The 18,619-nt window shown below is 53.0% G+C and carries 16 protein-coding genes; 9 read left to right on the forward strand and 7 right to left on the reverse strand.

Translation table 11 applies throughout. The features are described from left to right. Positions 1–11: 11 nt before the first annotated feature. A complete protein-coding gene (locus tag SYN8016DRAFT_RS15430; protein ID WP_006855078.1) occupies positions 12–182 on the forward strand; it encodes a hypothetical protein in 171 nt (56 codons plus the stop codon). A 213-nt stretch (positions 183–395) separates the two neighbouring features. Further along, on the forward strand, positions 396–1,703 hold the full coding sequence (locus SYN8016DRAFT_RS14000; RefSeq protein ID WP_006855079.1) for an NAD(P)/FAD-dependent oxidoreductase: 1,308 nt from the start codon (positions 396–398) through the stop codon (positions 1,701–1,703). A gap of 22 nt (positions 1,704–1,725) precedes the next feature. Here the strand turns inward: SYN8016DRAFT_RS14000 and SYN8016DRAFT_RS14005 are convergent, their stop codons facing one another. After that, positions 1,726–2,799 (reverse strand): outer membrane protein, encoded by a 1,074-nt coding sequence (locus SYN8016DRAFT_RS14005; RefSeq protein ID WP_253909886.1) that lies wholly within the window; start codon positions 2,797–2,799, stop codon positions 1,726–1,728. Between the two features lie 148 nt (positions 2,800–2,947). Between SYN8016DRAFT_RS14005 and SYN8016DRAFT_RS14010 the strand changes: the two genes are divergently transcribed. From SYN8016DRAFT_RS14010 to SYN8016DRAFT_RS14040, 6 genes are all read left to right on the forward strand, one after another. Then, positions 2,948–3,958 (forward strand): hypothetical protein, encoded by a 1,011-nt coding sequence (locus SYN8016DRAFT_RS14010; protein WP_006855081.1) that lies wholly within the window; start codon positions 2,948–2,950, stop codon positions 3,956–3,958. Positions 3,959–4,059: 101 nt separating this feature from the next. Continuing rightward, positions 4,060–4,908 (forward strand): formylglycine-generating enzyme family protein, encoded by an 849-nt coding sequence (locus tag SYN8016DRAFT_RS14015; protein WP_006855082.1) that lies wholly within the window; start codon positions 4,060–4,062, stop codon positions 4,906–4,908. A 579-nt stretch (positions 4,909–5,487) separates the two neighbouring features. Further along, positions 5,488–6,342 (forward strand): phosphatase PAP2 family protein, encoded by an 855-nt coding sequence (locus SYN8016DRAFT_RS14025; protein WP_006855083.1) that lies wholly within the window; start codon positions 5,488–5,490, stop codon positions 6,340–6,342. Positions 6,343–6,402: 60 nt separating this feature from the next. Beyond that, complete coding sequence (locus SYN8016DRAFT_RS14030) at positions 6,403–7,713, forward strand: diacylglycerol kinase family protein (protein WP_006855084.1); 1,311 nt, start codon at positions 6,403–6,405, stop codon at positions 7,711–7,713. Then, positions 7,710–9,269: a metallophosphoesterase gene (locus SYN8016DRAFT_RS14035; protein ID WP_038015031.1), complete on the forward strand. Its 1,560-nt coding sequence runs from the start codon at positions 7,710–7,712 to the stop codon at positions 9,267–9,269. Before SYN8016DRAFT_RS14030 ends, SYN8016DRAFT_RS14035 begins: the two co-directional genes overlap by 4 nt. 248 nt (positions 9,270–9,517) lie before the next feature. Further along, positions 9,518–11,935, forward strand: coding sequence for an arylsulfatase (locus SYN8016DRAFT_RS14040; protein ID WP_006855086.1), 2,418 nt, complete (start codon positions 9,518–9,520; stop codon positions 11,933–11,935). A 76-nt stretch (positions 11,936–12,011) separates the two neighbouring features. Here the strand turns inward: SYN8016DRAFT_RS14040 and SYN8016DRAFT_RS14045 are convergent, their stop codons facing one another. The 4 genes from SYN8016DRAFT_RS14045 to SYN8016DRAFT_RS14060 all read right to left on the reverse strand — a co-directional run bounded on the left by SYN8016DRAFT_RS14045 (position 12,012) and on the right by SYN8016DRAFT_RS14060 (position 15,936). Beyond that, entirely contained in the window at positions 12,012–12,251 is a 240-nt protein-coding gene (locus SYN8016DRAFT_RS14045; protein ID WP_038015033.1) for a hypothetical protein, read from the reverse strand. A gap of 105 nt (positions 12,252–12,356) precedes the next feature. Beyond that, positions 12,357–13,217: a bile acid:sodium symporter family protein gene (locus tag SYN8016DRAFT_RS14050; RefSeq protein WP_006855087.1), complete on the reverse strand. Its 861-nt coding sequence runs from the start codon at positions 13,215–13,217 to the stop codon at positions 12,357–12,359. Positions 13,218–13,627: 410 nt separating this feature from the next. Beyond that, positions 13,628–14,656 (reverse strand): helix-turn-helix transcriptional regulator, encoded by a 1,029-nt coding sequence (locus SYN8016DRAFT_RS14055; RefSeq protein WP_006855088.1) that lies wholly within the window; start codon positions 14,654–14,656, stop codon positions 13,628–13,630. A 110-nt stretch (positions 14,657–14,766) separates the two neighbouring features. Beyond that, on the reverse strand, positions 14,767–15,936 hold the full coding sequence (locus SYN8016DRAFT_RS14060) for a helix-turn-helix transcriptional regulator (RefSeq protein WP_253909887.1): 1,170 nt from the start codon (positions 15,934–15,936) through the stop codon (positions 14,767–14,769). 40 nt (positions 15,937–15,976) lie between these two features. Between SYN8016DRAFT_RS14060 and SYN8016DRAFT_RS14065 the strand changes: the two genes are divergently transcribed. Beyond that, positions 15,977–17,047, forward strand: coding sequence for a sulfotransferase (locus SYN8016DRAFT_RS14065; protein WP_006855090.1), 1,071 nt, complete (start codon positions 15,977–15,979; stop codon positions 17,045–17,047). 14 nt (positions 17,048–17,061) lie between these two features. On the opposite strand, the gene SYN8016DRAFT_RS14070 is transcribed toward SYN8016DRAFT_RS14065, so the two are convergent. Further along, entirely contained in the window at positions 17,062–18,057 is a 996-nt protein-coding gene (locus SYN8016DRAFT_RS14070) for a hypothetical protein (protein ID WP_006855091.1), read from the reverse strand. After that, a complete protein-coding gene (locus tag SYN8016DRAFT_RS14075; protein ID WP_038015061.1) occupies positions 18,054–18,554 on the reverse strand; it encodes a hypothetical protein in 501 nt (166 codons plus the stop codon). The genes SYN8016DRAFT_RS14070 and SYN8016DRAFT_RS14075 overlap by 4 nt, the downstream gene beginning before the upstream one ends. Positions 18,555–18,619 lie beyond the last annotated feature (65 nt).

Genomic DNA, 18,619 nt, shown 5'->3' on the forward strand with positions numbered 1-18,619 from the left:
GCTTGATTCCCATGTCTACGTCAGGAGCCAAGGTTTTGGTTCCTGACCTTGTTGCGAAGAAAGGTAAGGAAGATAAGGAAGACAAGGAAGACAGCAAGGCGACGTCCGGGGTGGTCTGGTCTGACTTTTTCCCCCTTTGGTGGATCCCCAGGTTCCGGCTGACAGGTCCTCAGCCGGTTTAGATGTATCACTAAGAAGAGAGATTGCACCCCTAGTGCAGGTCAGCGAATGAAATGCTTTCATCGCTGAAATTCTTTTGGATTGTTTTATCGATTGCTCTTTGCATTGTTTGTTTTATTGTCCTGGTCCCGTGCGTGCGCAATCCATGGGTGGTCTTGGGAGGATGTTTCTTTCGTCTCTAAAGTTGAATTGATTAATATGTTTTAAGTGCTCTGATGGCTGCCAAGACTTCATACGACGTTGTGATCATCGGCGGTGGATTTGCTGGTGTTACTGCGGCAAGAGATCTTCAGAAGAGAGGGCTGAGCACGATTGTGCTCGAGGCGCGAGATCGCTTAGGAGGTCGCACCTTTTATGAAGAGCGCAATGGTTTTCACGTTGAACTTGGCGGCACATGGATTCACTGGACCCAGCCGTTTGTCTGGGCAGAGAAAGAGCGTTATGGGCTTGAGGTTCAGGAAACACCAGGATGTGTTGCGGAGCGCATCGCGATCAAGATGGACGGAACGGTTCAGGACCTGCAGGAGGCCCAGCTGGGTGAATTCGTTGAAGGTTTTGAGCGTTTCTTTGCTGAATCAAAGGGGGTGTGGGAGCGCCCCTATGACATTCACCACTGCTGGGATGCCGTGTGTGAACGGGATGGGATGTCCGTTGCTGACCGTCTCCATGCTCTCGATCTAACGCCTTTGCAGCGCACCAGCATTGGCGGGTTTTTGGAGATTCTTTCCATGAATCAACCGCAGAATGCCTCCTATGTGGAGATGATGCGCACCTGGTCACTGACCGGTTGGAATTACCCGTTGTTTAACGACACGGCCGCCCGTTACAAGTTCACCAAGGGGACCGGTGCACTCGTGGAGGCGATCAGCCGCGATGGTGGTTTCGAGGTGGCACTCAACACGCCCGTTCGCTCCGTTCAACACAGCAGCGATGGTGTGCGCGTCACCACGGAGTCTGGAGAACAGCTGATGGCACAACGTGCGGTGGTGACCGTTCCTTTGAATGTGCTCCACAGCGTGGAGTTTGAACCGCCCCTTTCTGAGTTGAAGCTCGAGGCCTCGAAGCTTAAGCACGTCGGGGGTGGCTGCAAGGTGTTTTTTGAAGTTGAAGGCGACCCCGGTGCGGTGATGACCCTGTCCCGTTCTACGGACTCTCCCCTGATTGGAAGTTTCACCTACAAGCGTGGTGAGAAGCACTCCGTGCTTGCTGGCTTCAGCCTTGAACCAGATGCTCTGGAGAAGTCGGTCGCTGAGTGGCAGCTCGTTTTGGAGGAATTCATTCCGGGGATCAAGCTGCTCTCCACCTTTGGTCACGACTGGGGTGGTGACGATCTCTCCAGAGGCAGTTGGTGCACCTATCGCCCTGGGACGGTTGCTCGATTCACCGACGAACTACCACGCCAAGAAGGTCATCTTTTCTTTGCCTCTGGCGACCATGCCCAGGGTTGGCGTGGGTTCATCGAGGGAGCGATTGCCAGTGGCTCGCGCACAGCCGTTCAAGTGGCTGAGACTCTCAGCGCTTGAACGGCAAGTGCACCCTCAACAATCAGTCGAAGAACCAGCGCAGACCTAAGTTCACGCCGCTTTGATCCACGCTGTAGGCGTTGCCACCGCCTCCGGCGTAATCAAGCCCGAAATACTTATAGGAGAGGGAGATCTGGGCTGAATTTCCCAGGGCGTAGGCAATGCCTGCCTGGGCCGTTCCGCTCAGATCCTGCTCTCCGCTCAAACCGAACCCGCCGGCATCCAGGTAGGCAAAGGCCTGCCAGTCTTCGCTGATGGCATACGTGCCGAAGGCGCCGATCAGCGGTTGCACCCAGGTGTTGCCAAAGCTTTCGCTAGAGGCTCTCTCTAATTCGCGCGTGTTTTCACGACTCAAGCGTTGTCCATCCACTGAGACGGTGGAATTGCTGCGAGCGGACCAACTGGTGTTGATGTTGGCATCGATCACTCGGGCTCCAAGTAGGCCAATGAAGCTGCTGCTTCCTTTTTCCATCCGTGGCTTCTGAATGGCTCCTGCCCGATAGCGGAAGGCCAGGTCCACGATGGTCTGATTGGCATCGACGTCAACATCGAGATCTCCCTTAACGCGAATCGTTCGCTGTCTCAGGGCGGAAGGAAGCCCCAGCTGATTGCGAAGGGGGTTGTTCGTCTCTTTGAAGAAGGATTTGGATCCGCTGCTGGACAGGCTCCCGTGATAGACCCCGGCCATGAATCCCAATCGACCGTATTCAACCTGGGCTTTAAAGGTGAGCGCCTCGTCGAGGGTATCGATCACATCCGACAGGGGAAGCTCCGCGTCGTTTTTGTTGCCGTTGATGGTGGTTGAGCTGTAAGTCGTTGGCACCAAAAATGCATAAAGATCCAGATAAACCCGCCAACTGTCTTCCTCGTCTTGTTCTTGGTCGATTTGAGTCTCTTCATCATTCGCCTGACTGAGCACGAGGGGTTCCATTTCTTCGGTTTCGCTGATATCAACACTGGCGCTGGTTGCCAACTCAGTCTCAATCTGAGTTTCACTGTTATCACCAATGTCTGCTGCTTGGATTGGTCTTGTCACTGCATCCATGCACAACGTGCTAAGTGGTGCGAGGAGAGCTAGAGGGAGAAGGCGTGTCACGAATAGCGTTGAGATTCGCTGAAACTTAGGCGCATCCCTCTGCTCCTGCTGCTGAATCTGATCCCATCCGTGCTGGTTTTTGCATGATGCCCTTGGCGATTTGATTGGATGCAATAAAACTCGGTGGATTTTGAAATTGGTTGGATTGATGACTTTGCGTCTTCGTGGAAGCTTTGGCCTGGCTTGGCTGCTTGGATGTGCCTCTCTCTTGGCTCCTTCCGTTGCTGAAGCGCAAGACAAGGCTCAGTTTCTGGTCTCGGATCCCGGCGATTTTGATTTCACGCCTTTAGTTCACAGCGAGATTGCTCAAGCAGCTGCAGACGATCAACCTCCTGGTACAGATAACCAACCGGTCACGGTGACGCCAGGCGAATCGACCGCTGCGGAGGAGGGGTCATTGGCGAAGGCCGCGCAAAATCCGATTGCTAGCCTGATCAGCCTGCCCATTCAATGGAATAGCACTCCAAATACGCAATGGGCGCCAAATCTTTTGGATCCCAAGGCCAAGCAGAATCAGACCCAAAATGTTGTCAATGTGCAGCCTGTCGTTCCTTTCAAGGTGAGCGATGACCTAACGCTGGTGACACGCACGATTGTTCCTTTTATCTCCCAGCCCTGGGCTCAGGGAACATCGATTCAGGCGCTTGGGGATATCAATCCCTCGGTTTTCATCGTGCCGACGTTGAAGGGCAATTTCACCGTGGGTGTTGGGCCCACCGTTGTGCTTCCAACGGCGACCGACAGCAGGCTTAGTTCCGGAAAGTGGAGTGCTGGCCCATCAGCTGTTTTGGTTTACACCAAAGGCAAGATTGTTGCTGGTGGTTTGATTAACAATGTTTGGTCGTTTGCTGGTGATGGTAAGAGAAATGATGTCAATAAAATGCTGATCCAGCCTTTTCTAAATTACAACCTTCCAAAGGGTTGGTATTTGACAAGCTCTCCAATTATTACTGCCAATTGGAATACTCCGGATAATAAGGGTTGGACAGTTCCTGTTGGAGCAGGCTTTGGAAGGGTTTTTGTGCTTGGAAAGCAGCCAATCAATGCTTCGCTCAGCGCTTATTACAACGCGATTAAGCCTGAGGTGGCGGGTGAAACTCTTATGGGGGATTGGACATTGCGCGCCCAGGTTCAGTTCCTGTTCCCAACGGGTGGTTGATCTCATCAGCCTATGCCTGATGCCAAGGATGATGCTTTTGCCATCATCCTTGGCGGTGAGTGTGGCGGCTTTTAACAATCTTTCGTTCTTGGCTTGATTTTATGAGTGATACGTTCGATCGGATGGTCGTCATTCCATCGGGTGATTTCATCCTTGGTTCGGATTCTTTTTATCCGGAAGAATCGCCCGTCCGTTCCGTTCAAATCAAGTCTTTCAGGATCGACGCTTGCCCCGTCACCAATGCCGAGTTTGCCCGTTTTGTCTCTGAGACTGGGTACGTCACGGTGTCTGAAAAGCCGCCCGATCCTGTCTTGTATCCGAACCTGCCGCCGGATCAGCAGAATCCGGAATCAGCGGTGTTCATTCCGCCGCCTCCAACGGTGGATCGCAATCAACCGATGTCTTGGTGGGCCTTGATCGAAGGAGCCGATTGGAGGCATCCCCAGGGGCCTGATTCCACTATCGCCGACCGGATGGATCACCCTGTTGTTCATCTTGCCTACGAAGATTCGCTTGCCTACGCCCAATGGATGGGGAAACGTCTACCGACTGCGGATGAATGGGAGGTTGCTGCCAGAGGTGGCTTGGTTCAACAGCACTATGCATGGGGTGAGGAGATGACTCCAGGGGGTCAGTGGCTTGCCAATGTCTGGCAAGGACCTTTCCCGTGGAAGAACGAACAGGCTGACGGATGGTTTTGGACGTCTCCTGTGGGATCGTTTCCAGCAAACGGCTACGGCCTTGTTGATATGTGCGGCAATGTTTGGGAGTGGACCTCCACATTGTTCCCTGTCCCCAAAGGAGAGCAGGAGCGTCGGATCATCAAGGGGGGATCCTTCCTTTGTGCTGAGAACTACTGCCATCGCTTCAGGCCAGCGGCTTTGATGGGACAGACGATTGATACGGCAACTTGCCATATGGGATTCCGTTGTGCCGCTGATTCAGGCTGAGATTTTGCACCACTGATCGCGAATCATGAAGACGCTAAGGATCAGGTGAACCCCAGTTCCAAGCCAGACGGCGACTCCACCCGATAGCTCTCGAAAAGCTAAGGCGATCAGAAGGATTGAGGCAGCGCAGTTGTAAATCAGCAATCCACGTTTTGCAGGCGCAGGGCATGGTTTTCCCCAGCACGCCATTCCTAGTCCGATCAGCGCCAGTCCGTACAGCTGAGTGAGCTGTTCGCCTGCGTCACTGGGGGTGATCGGAACAGTAACTGCATGACCAGTGTTGGAGGCACTAGCGACACGCCTGTGACCAGTTCGATGACAGCAGCAAATCGGTACAGAAAGGAGTAAGAAGGCACGCGTCTTTCTCTCAACTTGATGTCCTAAATCAAGGATAGGTGCCGTGTGTTTTGATTTCTGCGCTCACAATTGCATGCGCTGATTCTTAGCACTCTTTTGATGGCAGAGGCTGAATTGAGTGAGCCGATTGCAGGCGGATGATCCGATTCGTGCGCAATCATCAGCTTCCGATGGCTGCTCTCGATCCAAGTAGCTAAGGGTTAAGCGGGCTCTTGCTTTGTTATGCACCGGTTTGAAATCACACTGTTGATGTTGGCTTTGCTTGGCGGGGGCTTGTCCTTAGGCCAACCCGTCAAAGCTGCGGAACCAGCACCCCACTGTGAATCCAACGTTGGATCCCCTCCTGTAGTGAAGGAATTTAAACGTGGTCTTTTGGAGGGATATCTGGCAGCAGAGGAGCGTCCCGATTCCCTGAAACTGCTCGATCCGCCCCCCACACCAGGATCAGCTGCGTTTGCTCTGGACCAAGAGGTTGCCAAGGCGAGTTTTCCTGGTCAGGGAAGTGCGCGATGGGAACTAGCGGCCCGTGATGCCGACCTCTACTTCCCAGCAGCAGCTGCAGCTTTTTCATGCTCCCTCGGGATTCAGATCTCTGAGGAGGAGACCCCTCGGCTCTACACACTTCTGCGACGCACACTGACTGATGCGGGGCTTGCGACCTACAAAGCCAAGGAGCATTTCAAGCGGCGCAGACCTTTTTTGATCAATGGGCAGCCGATCTGCACACCTGATGAACAGGAGGATCTCACCACCGACTGGTCGTATCCATCCGGCCATACCTCCGTGGGCTGGGCCTGGGCTCTAATCCTCAGTGAAATTGCGCCGAACCAACAGGATCAAATCCTCCAGAGGGGAAGGGAATTCGGTAAAAGCCGAAATGTTTGCAATGTGCACTGGTACAGCGACGTCCAGGCGGGTCTTTTAATGGGTGCTGCAACGGTGGCCCAACTGCAGGCCAATCCCGTCTTTCGTGCTGATTTGCGAGCAGCAGCAGCAGAAGTTAAGGCGCAACAAACGTTGAATCCAAGCGCCAATGGCGTTGACTGCGCGCTCGACCAGAAGGCTTTGCGTCCCTGATCGCACAGGAGGAAGCGATCGCTCATTCCCCAGCCAAACGACGTATCCCAAGACCGAGCAATGCCCTCAACTCTCGTTCTGAACGCTGATCTCGATGTCTGCCCGGCTTTGGGGACTTGGATCATCAACAACACCCAACTGCTGTCCGGGTTTTCCCTTCTGATCGCAGAAGACGTGTTGCAGGAGCTCACCAGTCGACATCCCTTAAAGGACCTTTCGATTACTGAGACTCGGGCGATTCGCCAGGGCGGCGACATCGCGATGGCCGCCACGATCCTCAATGGTGAGATCAGTGGTCTCATCCACTTCCCCTCTCCACCTGAACGTCAAGCCAGGGATGTGCTGTCTGAGCCGTTGGTGCGTGCAGCCCTGCTTCAGGATCTGCCTATCGCCCTGAATCCAGCCACGGCATCGGCACTGATGCAAGGCGTGAAGAGGAGTCGCAGGGGATATCTGATTTTTAATCCAGTCTCCGGCCAAGGCGATCCTGAAAGCGAACTGGCAGAAATCCGCGCCCATCTCGAACCGCAGTTCATGCTGCAGGTCTGGATGACGCGACCGGATAAGGATCCCTCGGAACAAGCCAAGGACTTGATCAAGGAGATCAATGCCTTCAATGCCGAAGGGGAAGGAGATTCGATCATCATTGCCTCGGGCGGTGATGGAACGGTTGGTGCCGTGGCTAGCGCGCTTCAAAACAGCAATATTCCCCTTGGCATCATTCCCCGTGGCACCGCCAATGCCTTCTCGGTGGCGCTAGGAATTCCTACAGGATTGAAGGCCGCCTGCACCAATTTGCTCCTCGGCAATCTTCGTCGAGTTGATGTCGCCTTGTGCAATAACCGACCGATGATCTTGTTGGCTGGCCTCGGTTTTGAAGCGGGAATGGTGGATAAAGCGAGCCGTGAATTGAAGAACATCCTCGGACCGATGGCCTACATCTTTTCAGGTGCTCGGCAACTGGTGGATCAGCAACCTTTCCACGCCACGATGGAAATTGACGGAAAGGAATACCGGCTCGATGCCAGCGCGATCACGATGGCTAACGCTGCTCCGGCCACCTCCCTGATGGCTCAGGGTTTCGGTGAGGTGATTCCGGATGATGGATTGCTCGAGGTGATCGTTGCTTCTCCGAAGGACCGCATCAGTGGCCTTTCTGTGCTCTCAAGTCTTGCCTGGTCAGCGATCATGAGCAGCAGCGCTAATCACAACAACAACATCGCTTGTTTTCGAACCAAGGAATTACAGATTGAGTTGGATGATGTGCAGAAACTTGTGATCGATGGTGAAGTTCTTGATGCGAAAACCATCACGCTGAGCGTGAACCCAGGAGCCTTGCAGGTGGTTGCCCCAATCCCCCTGAAATCTTGAACTTCGCCAGCGATCCCAGCATCCAGCGGAAGATCAGCAAGATGGCCGCTCGCGTGTGCTGGAACCATCCGGAGCTGAGTCGCCAGGGGATTGATCAGACCCGACTTGTGATCGACCAGGGGAATGACACCGTTGGGATCGACGATGCCTTTCACTTCTTGGTGCTAGGCGATAGTGGCACCGGTCGTCATCGCTTACACAGCCCTCCAAGGCGGATTGCTGAACGACTGCTTCCCCATAAATCGGCTGCAGCCTTTCTTCTGCACACCGGCGATGTGGTGTACCTGGTAGGCGCTATGGACCAGTACCGCGCCAACTTTCTAAGGCCTTACCGGGAATGGCTTCATTACGGCAAGGATTGGAAAACCATCAGCCCAGAAGGCTTGATGTTTAATCAGCCATTTCTGCCAGTTCTTGGCAATCACGATTACTACGATCTCTCGCTGCCTGTTGCCTTGATTGCGGGCCTCACCCTTCCCTTTCGTCGCCATTTGCAATGGTTCGATGATATCGATGCGGGATGGCGTGGCTCTCGGCAAGGCGAGGCCTATGCCTGCGTTTTTTTGGATGTTCTCAATCGAATACCGCCTGTCAAACTTTCAGACCATCTCAAGTTGCATTACAACGCCGTCTGGGATGGACATCGATGTTTGCGGTACAGGCCAGGAGTAAACACGCGCCTGCCGAATCGCTATTACCGCTTTCAACATGCCGGTGTCGATGTGTTTGCGCTCGATTCGAACACCCTGATCACGCCCGACCAAGCCACGAACAACCAGCGCAACTTGCGCAGAGATTTGCGGACGCTTGAAGAACGTCAAAGCGTTGTTTACAGGAGATTGGCGAGTAGCAGCCTGGATGAAAACCACCGGGATGACCTGTTTGATGAGTTGGAGACGCTCCAGGAGGAATGCTTCGATCTTCAGCGTCAAATCAAACAAATCAATCAGCTCAAACAAAGCGAATGGGTTGATCATGAGCAACTGGAATGGCTCAAGGAGGGCTTGATCAGATCCCATCGAGATCGATCGGTGAGGGGCAGGATTTTGACGATGCATCACCCTGCCTATGTCACCGAGAAAACAAAATGTGGTCAGGCCGATACCAAGGCAATTCGCCGACAAATGCGCGATGTTTTTGATGCCGTTGTGTTGGCCCTTGGGGAGGATCTGGGACAGGCTCGCCCAGTGGATCTTGTGCTCAGCGGCCACGCCCATTGCTTGGAGGTGATTCGCAGCCATGACACTGGACATGCAGACAGCCACATCAACTGGGTGATTTGTGGCGGTAGTGGCTACGGATTGCGAGCTCAGCGGCGGGAAGGTGCGGAGCTGACGGAACAAACCGTTGATGGCAACAGCAAGGTGGTGGCAACCAGCGAGCTGTTTATCGGGCGGAACTGGCCAGCCGCAGGTGGACGCGATAGCTATAGCGGGCTGCGGGTCGACATTGCCGAGGGGCGCCCCCTCAGCATCCGCTTAACACCTTTGGTTTCTTGCCGAGACAGCAACGGTTGGCTGGACGCAGACCCTGAGTCCATCAGGCTGCGGATGTGATCTCTCCCACGACCAGGGTGCCCTGAGGCTGGTCCTATTCGTGCAGATTTGACTCGAAAAGTCGGGCGAAGACCTAGACGCTGACCCTATAAAGCAATTTCAGCTTGAATGCTTCTTATCCCAGTGGATTGAGAAGGGATTTGATGTTGATCGAGCGGTGATTCTGATCCCATTCGATGACACCAAGTTTTGTTCAAGTGAATTTTTACTAGCTGGACTTGGCTGGGCACTCTTCATTTCCTTTCATCATGTCTGTTCGATCCCGTTTCACACGACTCTCCCAACAGGTTGCTTTGGGTGGTGGCGTTTTGATTCTTTCAACAGCATCGTTGAGCCAAGCCGCACCCAATCAAAACTCCAGGGCAGTTTTTAATCGAACCAAGCTCCCGATTGCCGAGCCAAAGCCTGAAAAGGTCACCAAGGTTCTCCCTTCAGAGGTGCCATTGCCTCCCCAGTGGGAGGTGACGGCACCAGCCGATGCCCCCAATGTGGTGATCATTCTTCTCGATGATGTGGGCTATGCAGCACCCTCCGCCTTTGGCGGTGCGGTGAACATGCCGACGGCGGAAAAGCTGGCCAATAACGGCCTTCGCTACAACAAATTCCACACCACAGCCCTGTGTGCACCGACTCGGGCGGCTTTGAAATCCGGACGTAATCACCACAAGGTCAATACGGGATCGATCCCAGAGATCGCCACTGGTTATGCGGGGAATTCCACCGTGGTGCCGGACTATGCCGTGCCAGTTGCAGAAATTCTGAGGCTCAATGGTTACAACACAGCGGCCTTCGGTAAGTGGCATGAAACACCAGGCCGTGAGACCACGGCAGCCGGCCCTCAGACCCGTTGGCCAACGCGCCAGGGCTTTGAGAAGTTCTACGGCTTTGTTGGAGCGGAAGACAATATGTGGGAACCCACCATTCACGATGGTGTCACCGTTGTGGATGCTCCGAAGAAAGATCGGTATCACTTCACAGAAGACATGACCGATCAGGCGATCGGCTGGGTTCGCCAACAGAAATCAATCAAGCCAGATAAGCCATTTTTTGTTTATTACTCTTCAGCGGGTGCGCACTCCCCGCATCATGTGGGTCCGGAGTGGATTGCCAAATACAAAGGCAAGTTTGATGAGGGCTGGGATGTTCTTCGAGAGCGCAATCTCAAGAATCAAATCAAGGCAGGGATTGTTCCCGAAGGCACGCAGATGGCCAAGGCGCCAGACAGTATTCCCAAATGGGATAGTCTCACGCCTCAGCAGCAGCGAATCTATGCCCGTCAAGCAGAAGTTTTTGCTGCCTTTACTGAGCACTCCGATCACGAAGCCGGGCGTTTAATCCAGGCGATCGACGATCTTGGCGAGCTAGACAACACGTTGGTGATTTACATCACTGGTGACAATGGCGCCAGTGTTGAAGGCGATAGGAGTGGACATTGGAATTGGAACCACTACCTCAATGGTGTGCCAGAAACGCCTGACGAACAGGAAGCCAAGCTTGATGAGTGGGGCGGACCGACGACCTATCCCATGTATCACATGGGCTGGGCGATCGCCTTTAATTCACCCTTTGCTCTCTCCAAACAGGTTGCTGGTGATTTCGGAGGAACACGCAACGGCACGGTGATTCATTGGCCGAAACGCATCAAATCAGGTGGGGGTGTACGGACTCAGTTCTCGCATGTGAATGATGTGGCCCCCACGATTCTTGAAGCGGCCAATCTGCCAATGCCAACCATGATCAATGGCATCCCACAGATCCCAATGCAAGGAACCAGCCTGCTCTATACATTCGATAATCCAGGTGCTAAAGAAAGGCACAACACGCAGTATTTCGAGATTATTGGTAATCGCGGCATCTATCACAATGGTTGGATGGCACGGACCACCATCATGTATCCCTGGATGGCGCCGAAGAGAATGAACACGGTTGCGGCAGATGATGGTTGGCAGCTGTATGACACCACAGTTGATTTCAGCCTTTCGAATGATCTGGCTGCGCAATATCCTGATCGTCTTGAGGCCCTTAAGGCGAAGTTCATGGAGGAGGCGATTGAGAATCAGGTGTTGCCACTGGATGATCGTCTTCTCGAGCGTCTTGTGCCTTCTGTTGCAGGGCGTCCAACACTTTTAGGTGATCGAACCTCCATGGATTTGTATCCCTATGCCTGGAATATGGTTGAAGACTCGATCCTCAATGTGAAGAACGTGTCGAACAGTGTGACGGCATTTGTTGATGTGAAAGGGGGCGATGAAGATGGCGTGATTTTTTCGCAGGGTGGTCGATTTGGTGGTTGGTCGTTGTACGTTGAAAACAACAAGCCTGCTTACACGTACAACTATATGGGCCAGCTCTTCACTTTTAAGAGTAATAAAGCTCTGCCTATGGGGAAATCAGTTGTTCGTTTCGAGCTCGACTATGACGGAGGCGGCACAGGAAAAGGAGCAGATGTTCGGATGATCCTCAACGATGTTGTTGTGGCTGAAGGTCGTTTAAACAAGACGATTGCATCCCGCTTCTCGATTGATGAGGGCGCAGATGTTGGCCTCGACCGCGGATCTGCGGTAACGGTTAAAACGATCGGACCTCGTCGCTATAGCGCTTACGGCGGCCAGATCGATAAGGTTACGCTTGAGATTTATCCCAAGCCAAGTGATGCGAAAATCTGATTGTATTGATCACTTCATTCGATAGCGGTGGTGTTTCCTTTCGGGGAAGCACCACTTTTTTTGTTTGGTGATTGTCTTAATGCGAGTGATTGCGTTGATACATTCCAGAAACAATGATGGTGAGCGAGGTGGTGAGACGGCTTGAGAGCGTTCGCGCTTCTTCTAAACCGCCCAACACAAAGGCGACACCTACGATTACCCCGAAAACGCCGGTCAATGTTCCACTGAGCGTGCGCAACAAGTCTCCGATGGATCGCCCTTCAACGGCATCTGGATTGATGCCGACCCGACTTCCCGAAAAAAGCCAGTGATTCAATGGTGGAGACTTATGTTGATGAACATTATTTACTATTGATGAGGCTTCAAATCGGTTTGAGCGTTTTTATCTGAATCTGTTTGCATGGAAGTGATTTGAATTTATTCAATTTGTGATGCCTGCAATGAGGCTTTTTCGCCATTTCATGAAGGGTGCTGACCCTACAGCTGTGATAACCACGTATCCCACAACTGCGGCTTTGAGATCAAGTGCTTGAGGAGCGATCTGTTGAATGATTAATAGCGCTAAGCCTGGATTACGCATGGAAAGCACTAGCGGAATAGTGCTGCGCTCGACGCTATTTTTACCCGCTACAGCAAGGCCTAAAGCCAGTCCGATCCAAGTCAGTATGAGCATGACCAAAGCGCCTCTGAGATTGCCAATAAGCATTGGAGTTACCTTTGGTAGAGCCACAATCAGGATCAAACTCAATAGAATCAATAGCAGAGCTGTAGCTATTTTTTGAACGAGCGAATTCCAGTGTTCGGCCCATTCACTCCACCATCGTCGTAGTGATACACCCAGCAGGAGTGGAATCAACTGCACGGTAAAGATTTGGAAGGCAATATCTTGATTGGAAACACTCCAGATTGTTTCTCCTGCTTCTGTTGGCAGTTGATTGACCCACAGCGGCACGCTGACGATCGCTGCACATGCCGACCAACATTGCAGCCGTGTTGCTAATTCAGGGTTATCAGCGAGTTGTCGGCTCTTCAAGGCGATCATCGGAGCGCTTGGACAGATCGCCATCAGCATGATCGCTGTTTTGACGGCGGTTGAAAGTCCATCACCCAGTGGTGATGCCAGCACTAAAAGAGCAGATAGGGGAATGCCAACGCAGGTGGCAAGCAACACGCGAATGAGAAATCCCGGCCGTCGTCTTAGAAGTCCGAATTGGATGCTGGGCAGATTGAGGCCCAGGGACACCATGATGAAAAAGAGAGCTAGCGATATCAGCAATGACATGGAAGAGGGGGTGGATTGAGTAGGGAGGTGGAGATGGCTTGGGCCTATGCAAACTCAGCCAGCAGCAATAGAAAGGCAATTACTCCAATTGGCTCGACTTGGTAGTGGTAGCTGTTGCTTCTCAGCCGGGCCAGTTCCTTTTTGTGTTGCTGTAAAGCTTCATGCACCTCATATCAAGAGGCTTCACCTTCGGGGAATCCGTAGAAATCATCGAATCCAAGAACCGTCCGCACAAGGGTTGCCTGTGACTGGCAGCCTTTTGGGATCGGGTAGCGGACTATGTATGTCTACTCCTGCGCAGTCGTTCCGGCCTTGCTGACCGTCGACTTGGCAGGAAACGGCATGATCAATCCTTCGATGTTTGAATGGTTGCCCATGGATGAGACTGATGGCAATGATCAGTTATTTGATCAGCCAGTTGTTGACTTCAGCCAGGTCTCACTTGGGCTTTCTTCAAACAGGTGTTGGTAGGCCTTGGCAAAATGACCTCGACTTTGAAAGCCATAGTGTTGAGCCACTTGGGTGATGGTTGTGAAGTTTTCGGCCGCACGTGCTTCGGTTGATCGCAGGATCCAATTCACTTGTTCGAGCCGTACCCGTTTCATCATTTCCATCGGACCCATCCCCAAGGATTCCTTGGTGCCCTGGATCAGAGTTCGCCTTGATGCAAATAGTGATTCACTGATTTGATCAAGGTTGCAGTTGTTTCGTGAATTCTTAAAGGCAAAATCTACAAATTCCCTGACAAGTTCCTGCCGGGCAGATGGAGCATAGCTTAGGTAATTCACATTGGACTTGTCTCGAAGAACATGCAAGAATGACCGATATAAATGATTCGTTATCTCTCTTTGCTGCTGCATTGTAACGACTGGAGTGACAAGAAGAGTTTGAAGTTTTTTGCGAAATTTTTCATGCATTGCAGGCGTTGTTTGCAATGCATTGTTGGCTTCAAGGTGTTCGATGAGCTCTTCTGCTCCGCAATGGGCGATGAATGCATTGAATCGACTGACAGACAGTATTACCAGATAAGTGGTTGTATTGGCTGTGAGCTGGAAATGGGATTCCTTTTGTCCCTGGCGAAATCCGTTGAGGGAGTAGGGCGCAATGGGCTTATTGAACATTAGGTGTTCATCGGCCAGCCCAGTGGCTTCAAAACAAAAACTCATGCAGTCCAATCCTCTATCTCCATTCAGAAGTAACCTCTGATTGGTGCGGATTTCGAGCAGGCACATGCTGCCTAAATTGGTCTGCGTGAACTGCCCGTTTAGGGCCCCACGGCTAACTTGAACGGCATCAAATGCTTTGCCTATCTGTTGAAACAGCTGCTTCAGTTCGCTGGCAGAGCGAAATGCAGTTATTTGGCTATGAATGTTCTTGGAACCAGTCGACGGCTGTGCGGAGCTTCCAAGGCTGGCATGGCTGATGAGTCTGGTAGGCAAGAGTTTCCCTTGGATTTGTTTATTGTATCAACTTTTTCTTTTCAGATAGGATTTGATGAACTTTTTTTATGGGCGTTCATTGCTGCATTGCTCGATCATTCAGCTCAGGTTCAGGCTTTGACATCCATTGCCTGTTGAGCGTTGGCTTTCGATAGCGTTTGTCTAGGCGTTTCGCCAAAGTGGTTTTGATAAGCTGCTGAAAAATGTCCACGACTTGAGAAGCCAAAGTGATTAGCAATATCACCTACTTTCTTTAAATCTAATGCTGCACGTAATTCACTGCATCTGAGGTGAAAATTTACTTCTTCTAATCGAATTAAGCGCAGCAACTCCATTGGCCCTATGTTGAAATTTTCTTTGCAGCCTTGTATGAGGGTGCGCCGTGAACTAAATAAAATGTTGCTGATCTCATCGAGTCTGACGGGATTGGAGCTGTTTTCGAATCCCCAGTTGATGAGTTCGTAAATAAGTTTTTGGCGTGGTGCTATCTCGAACGACTTGAAATTTTCCTCGTCTGTGGATTTGAACGCTTCAAGCATTAGCGTGAAAATATGTCCAGTGTGCATTGAGCGCAATTCTGCATTATTTAATGGGTTGTTTAAATACCAGAGAAGCTGTTTTGAAACCTTGGAGTATTGTTCAGGATTGAGTCGGAGCGAATTGCATGTGTAGAGATTTTCAAGTAATTCAAGCTCTCCGTAGCACTCCAGAAAACTGCAGAATTTTTTGGCTGATGTGATCGCAATAACGGTTGTTGAACCTGCTGTTAATTGGAAGTGGCTTTCATTGAGATCAGGTTTGAATCCATGGAGTGAATGGGGTTCAATAGCCCGGCAGAAGATTCGATGATCGTCGAAATTGCCGCTCGTTTCTAGGCTGAAAGTGATGGAATCTGATCCGCGCTCACCATTGAGTAGGAGCAGCTGATTGGTCTGAATGCTGATGATGCTGAGATCTTTGAGATGAACCACCGAAAAGTGGCCTTGAAGCGGGCCGGCTGACAGCTGCAGAACATCAAAGCTTTTGCCCAGCCTTGACAGGGCTGTTGCTAGCTCGCTGGCGCTACGGAAACTTGTGCTCCAGCTGAGGCTTGGAGAGGTTGATGGGGGGATGGAGAGGTGGCTGGTCGTCGCGCTGGCAACTTGCAACACGCGATGCCCTCCGCAACATTCAGGCAGATTATGCATAAATTTTCCGAAGCCTGACGAGTTGCTCCCAAAAGTGCGGATTTGCGAAACAATCGGGTTTCGGCGTTGGCTGCAGATCTGTTGCCGCCGCATTTAGCTGCAAATTCTTGCTGATCTGGGTTGTTTTTCTGAGGTGGTCTTGTCCGTATCCAGCCTTTCTGACGTGCTTGTGGCCGGTGGATGCGTTCGCCCCACCACGCTGCTGGCGGGTTTAAGGCATGGCGCTGTGGTCCCTCAGCGTTTCGCCGTTGCCCTGTTGCTGTCGGGCAGTGGCTTGCTGGTGGAACCGTTTGCCTGGTTGCAAACCCTCTGGTACGGCCGCGCGATTCAGGCCTGTGCATGCCCTGATGACCCGGTGGTGGTGATTGGCCATTGGCGCAGTGGCACCACCTATCTGCATCAGTTGTTGGCGGCTGATCCCTGTGCCGCCACTGCTCGCAATCAGCTCACCGTGGCACCGCAGGCTGCCTTGGTGCTGAAACCGTTGTTGCGAGCTTTGTTGAAGCGCACGATGTCGCAGCAGCGACCGATCGATGCGGTTCCTTGGGGCCCAGAGGATCCCCAGGAAGATGAGGTGGGTTTGGCGCGGCTCACCATGGACACCAACATGGCGGGTATTGCCTTCCCACAGCACTACTTAAGGAATTTCCGTCGCAGTGTGCTCAATAGCTCTGCTGCTTTTGAACGTCACTTGCTGGAGTTCACCCGGCTCACTTGGTTGTACGAGGGAGCTGGTAAGAAGCACCTGGTGATCAAAAATTCAGCCCACACCGCTCGGGTTGGCTTGTTGCTCCGTTTGTTCCCGCGCGCGCGTTTTGTCTACTTGCACCGTCGCCCGATCGATTCGGTTCGTTCCTTAACGCAAGTGAAACAGCGCCTGGTGCAGTTGGTGGGTCTGCAAGAGCCTCCATCCAATCTCCGGCAAGTGGAGGAAACAGCGGCAGCCCACGACCAATTGCAAGAGGCTTTCGCGCGATCGCGGCATTTGATCCCCAAGGGGCAGCTGGTGGAAATCGCTTACGACGATTTGGTGCAGTTACCTCTGATCACCTTGGAGCGGATCTATGGCGCTCTTGGGATCAGCGGATGGAGCACGGCAGGCGATGCGATTGCGGCGCGTATTGCCAAGGCCCAGGCGTATCAAGCCGAGCCTGTTGTTTTGGAACCGGCCGCTGAACAACGCCTGCAGGATTTGTTCAGCTGAGCCGGTGTGATCCTCTACTGACCGAAGGCCACCTGACAGGCCGCATTCAGCAATTGGGCCTCGTTTGCATTCCGCGGTGTTCCGCCGTTGAGCGTGCCATCGCGGCAGTTGGCGTTGAAGCGCACGGTGTCGTAACCGTTGTCGGCTTCAAAGCTCACCACGTCACCAGTTGCGGTCACGCTTGGGTAGTAGAGCGAGTAATCCGAGTTTGGGACTTCGATGTAGCTCACTTGGCTGGTTTGCGCTGAATTCACCAGGTTGTTGATGGTGGAAAAGGTGGCCATCCCAGCAAGACCCCAGGCAGCTGCTTGGCCGGGGTACCAAAGCCAGTTGTTGTAATAGGACCCGCCGTACCAACCGTTGTTCCAGGGGCGGTTGTTGTACCAGCTCGATCCGCTGTACCAACCATTGCCGTAGCGATCCCAGTTGTTCACGGCATCGCGGCGGGTCTCTGAGCGGTTGTTCACCCGATCATTGCGGCCGCTTTGGCGTGTATCTGTGCGGCTCGTGCGTCCCTGCTGACGGGAATCAATGTTGCTGTTGAGCGTGTTTTGGCGCGTTCCCCGGTTGTCTCCGCGGCTGGTTTGACGCTGATCACGGGTTCCGGTACGCGCGCTTTGCCGATTGCTGCTCGTGCTGCTGCGGGTGGTTTGGCGGTTGCTGCTGGTGGATTGGCGCGTGCCCTGGCGGCTGCCGCTGTAGGAACTGAAACCGGTGCGGCCACTACTGGAGCGACTGCTGGAGCGGGAACCACTGCTGCGAGAACCACCACTGCGAGAACCACCACTGCGAGATCCACCACTTCTGGAGCCGCCGCCACCTCTGGAACCACCGCCTCTCGATCCACCGCCGCGTTGGCTGATCAGGAGCTCTTCTGTGGCAGACGTTGGTGCTGCCTCAAGGATGAGACCACCATTGGGCTCAAAGGCGGAGAGGGCTGCTGCAGGTTGCAGCATCAGCAGGACGCCGATCGCTCCTGCTAGGCCTGTCTTTCTGGCTTTGTTTGTCATTTTTGAATGGCCTCCATGAGTCGATCACAACCGTTGTCAAAGCAAGCCACGTCCACGCGTCCGTTGTCTGCAAAGGCCATGCCGAGACGGGTGCGGCCTTGAATGGCATGACCGCCTTGGGTCAGGACATCGGCCAGGAAAGTGGGATTGTTGACGCAAAAGGCCTCGCTGTTGAAGCAAAGCTGTTCGGTTTTGAAATTGATGGTGGCGTTTTTCACCGATGTCCAGGCTGCGCCGGCCTGGGCCCGACCTTCGATGCGGACATAGGGGTCTTCCATCACGCGGTAGCTCACCGTGCGCGATCCAAAGCGATGGCGATACTCCGTGGAATCATCCACATCCACGGCCTGCACCTGGCAGGAAAAGTTTTGGGAGGTTGGGGTGCTGCAGGTGGTGTTAATCGTGTAAAGCTCCTCGGCGATGACCGCTGGAGCAGCAAGGCCGCTGCAGAGCGCCAGCAGAGCTGTCAGCACCTTGCTTCGTTTGGAAACAAGCATGAAAAGGGTGAATGCGCGGAGGCGTATGACCTCCATCCCTTCAAGATGGCCACAGCGAGAGCGGT

This window comes from Synechococcus sp. WH 8016 (assembly GCF_000230675.1).
Taxonomy (GTDB): domain Bacteria; phylum Cyanobacteriota; class Cyanobacteriia; order PCC-6307; family Cyanobiaceae; genus Synechococcus_C.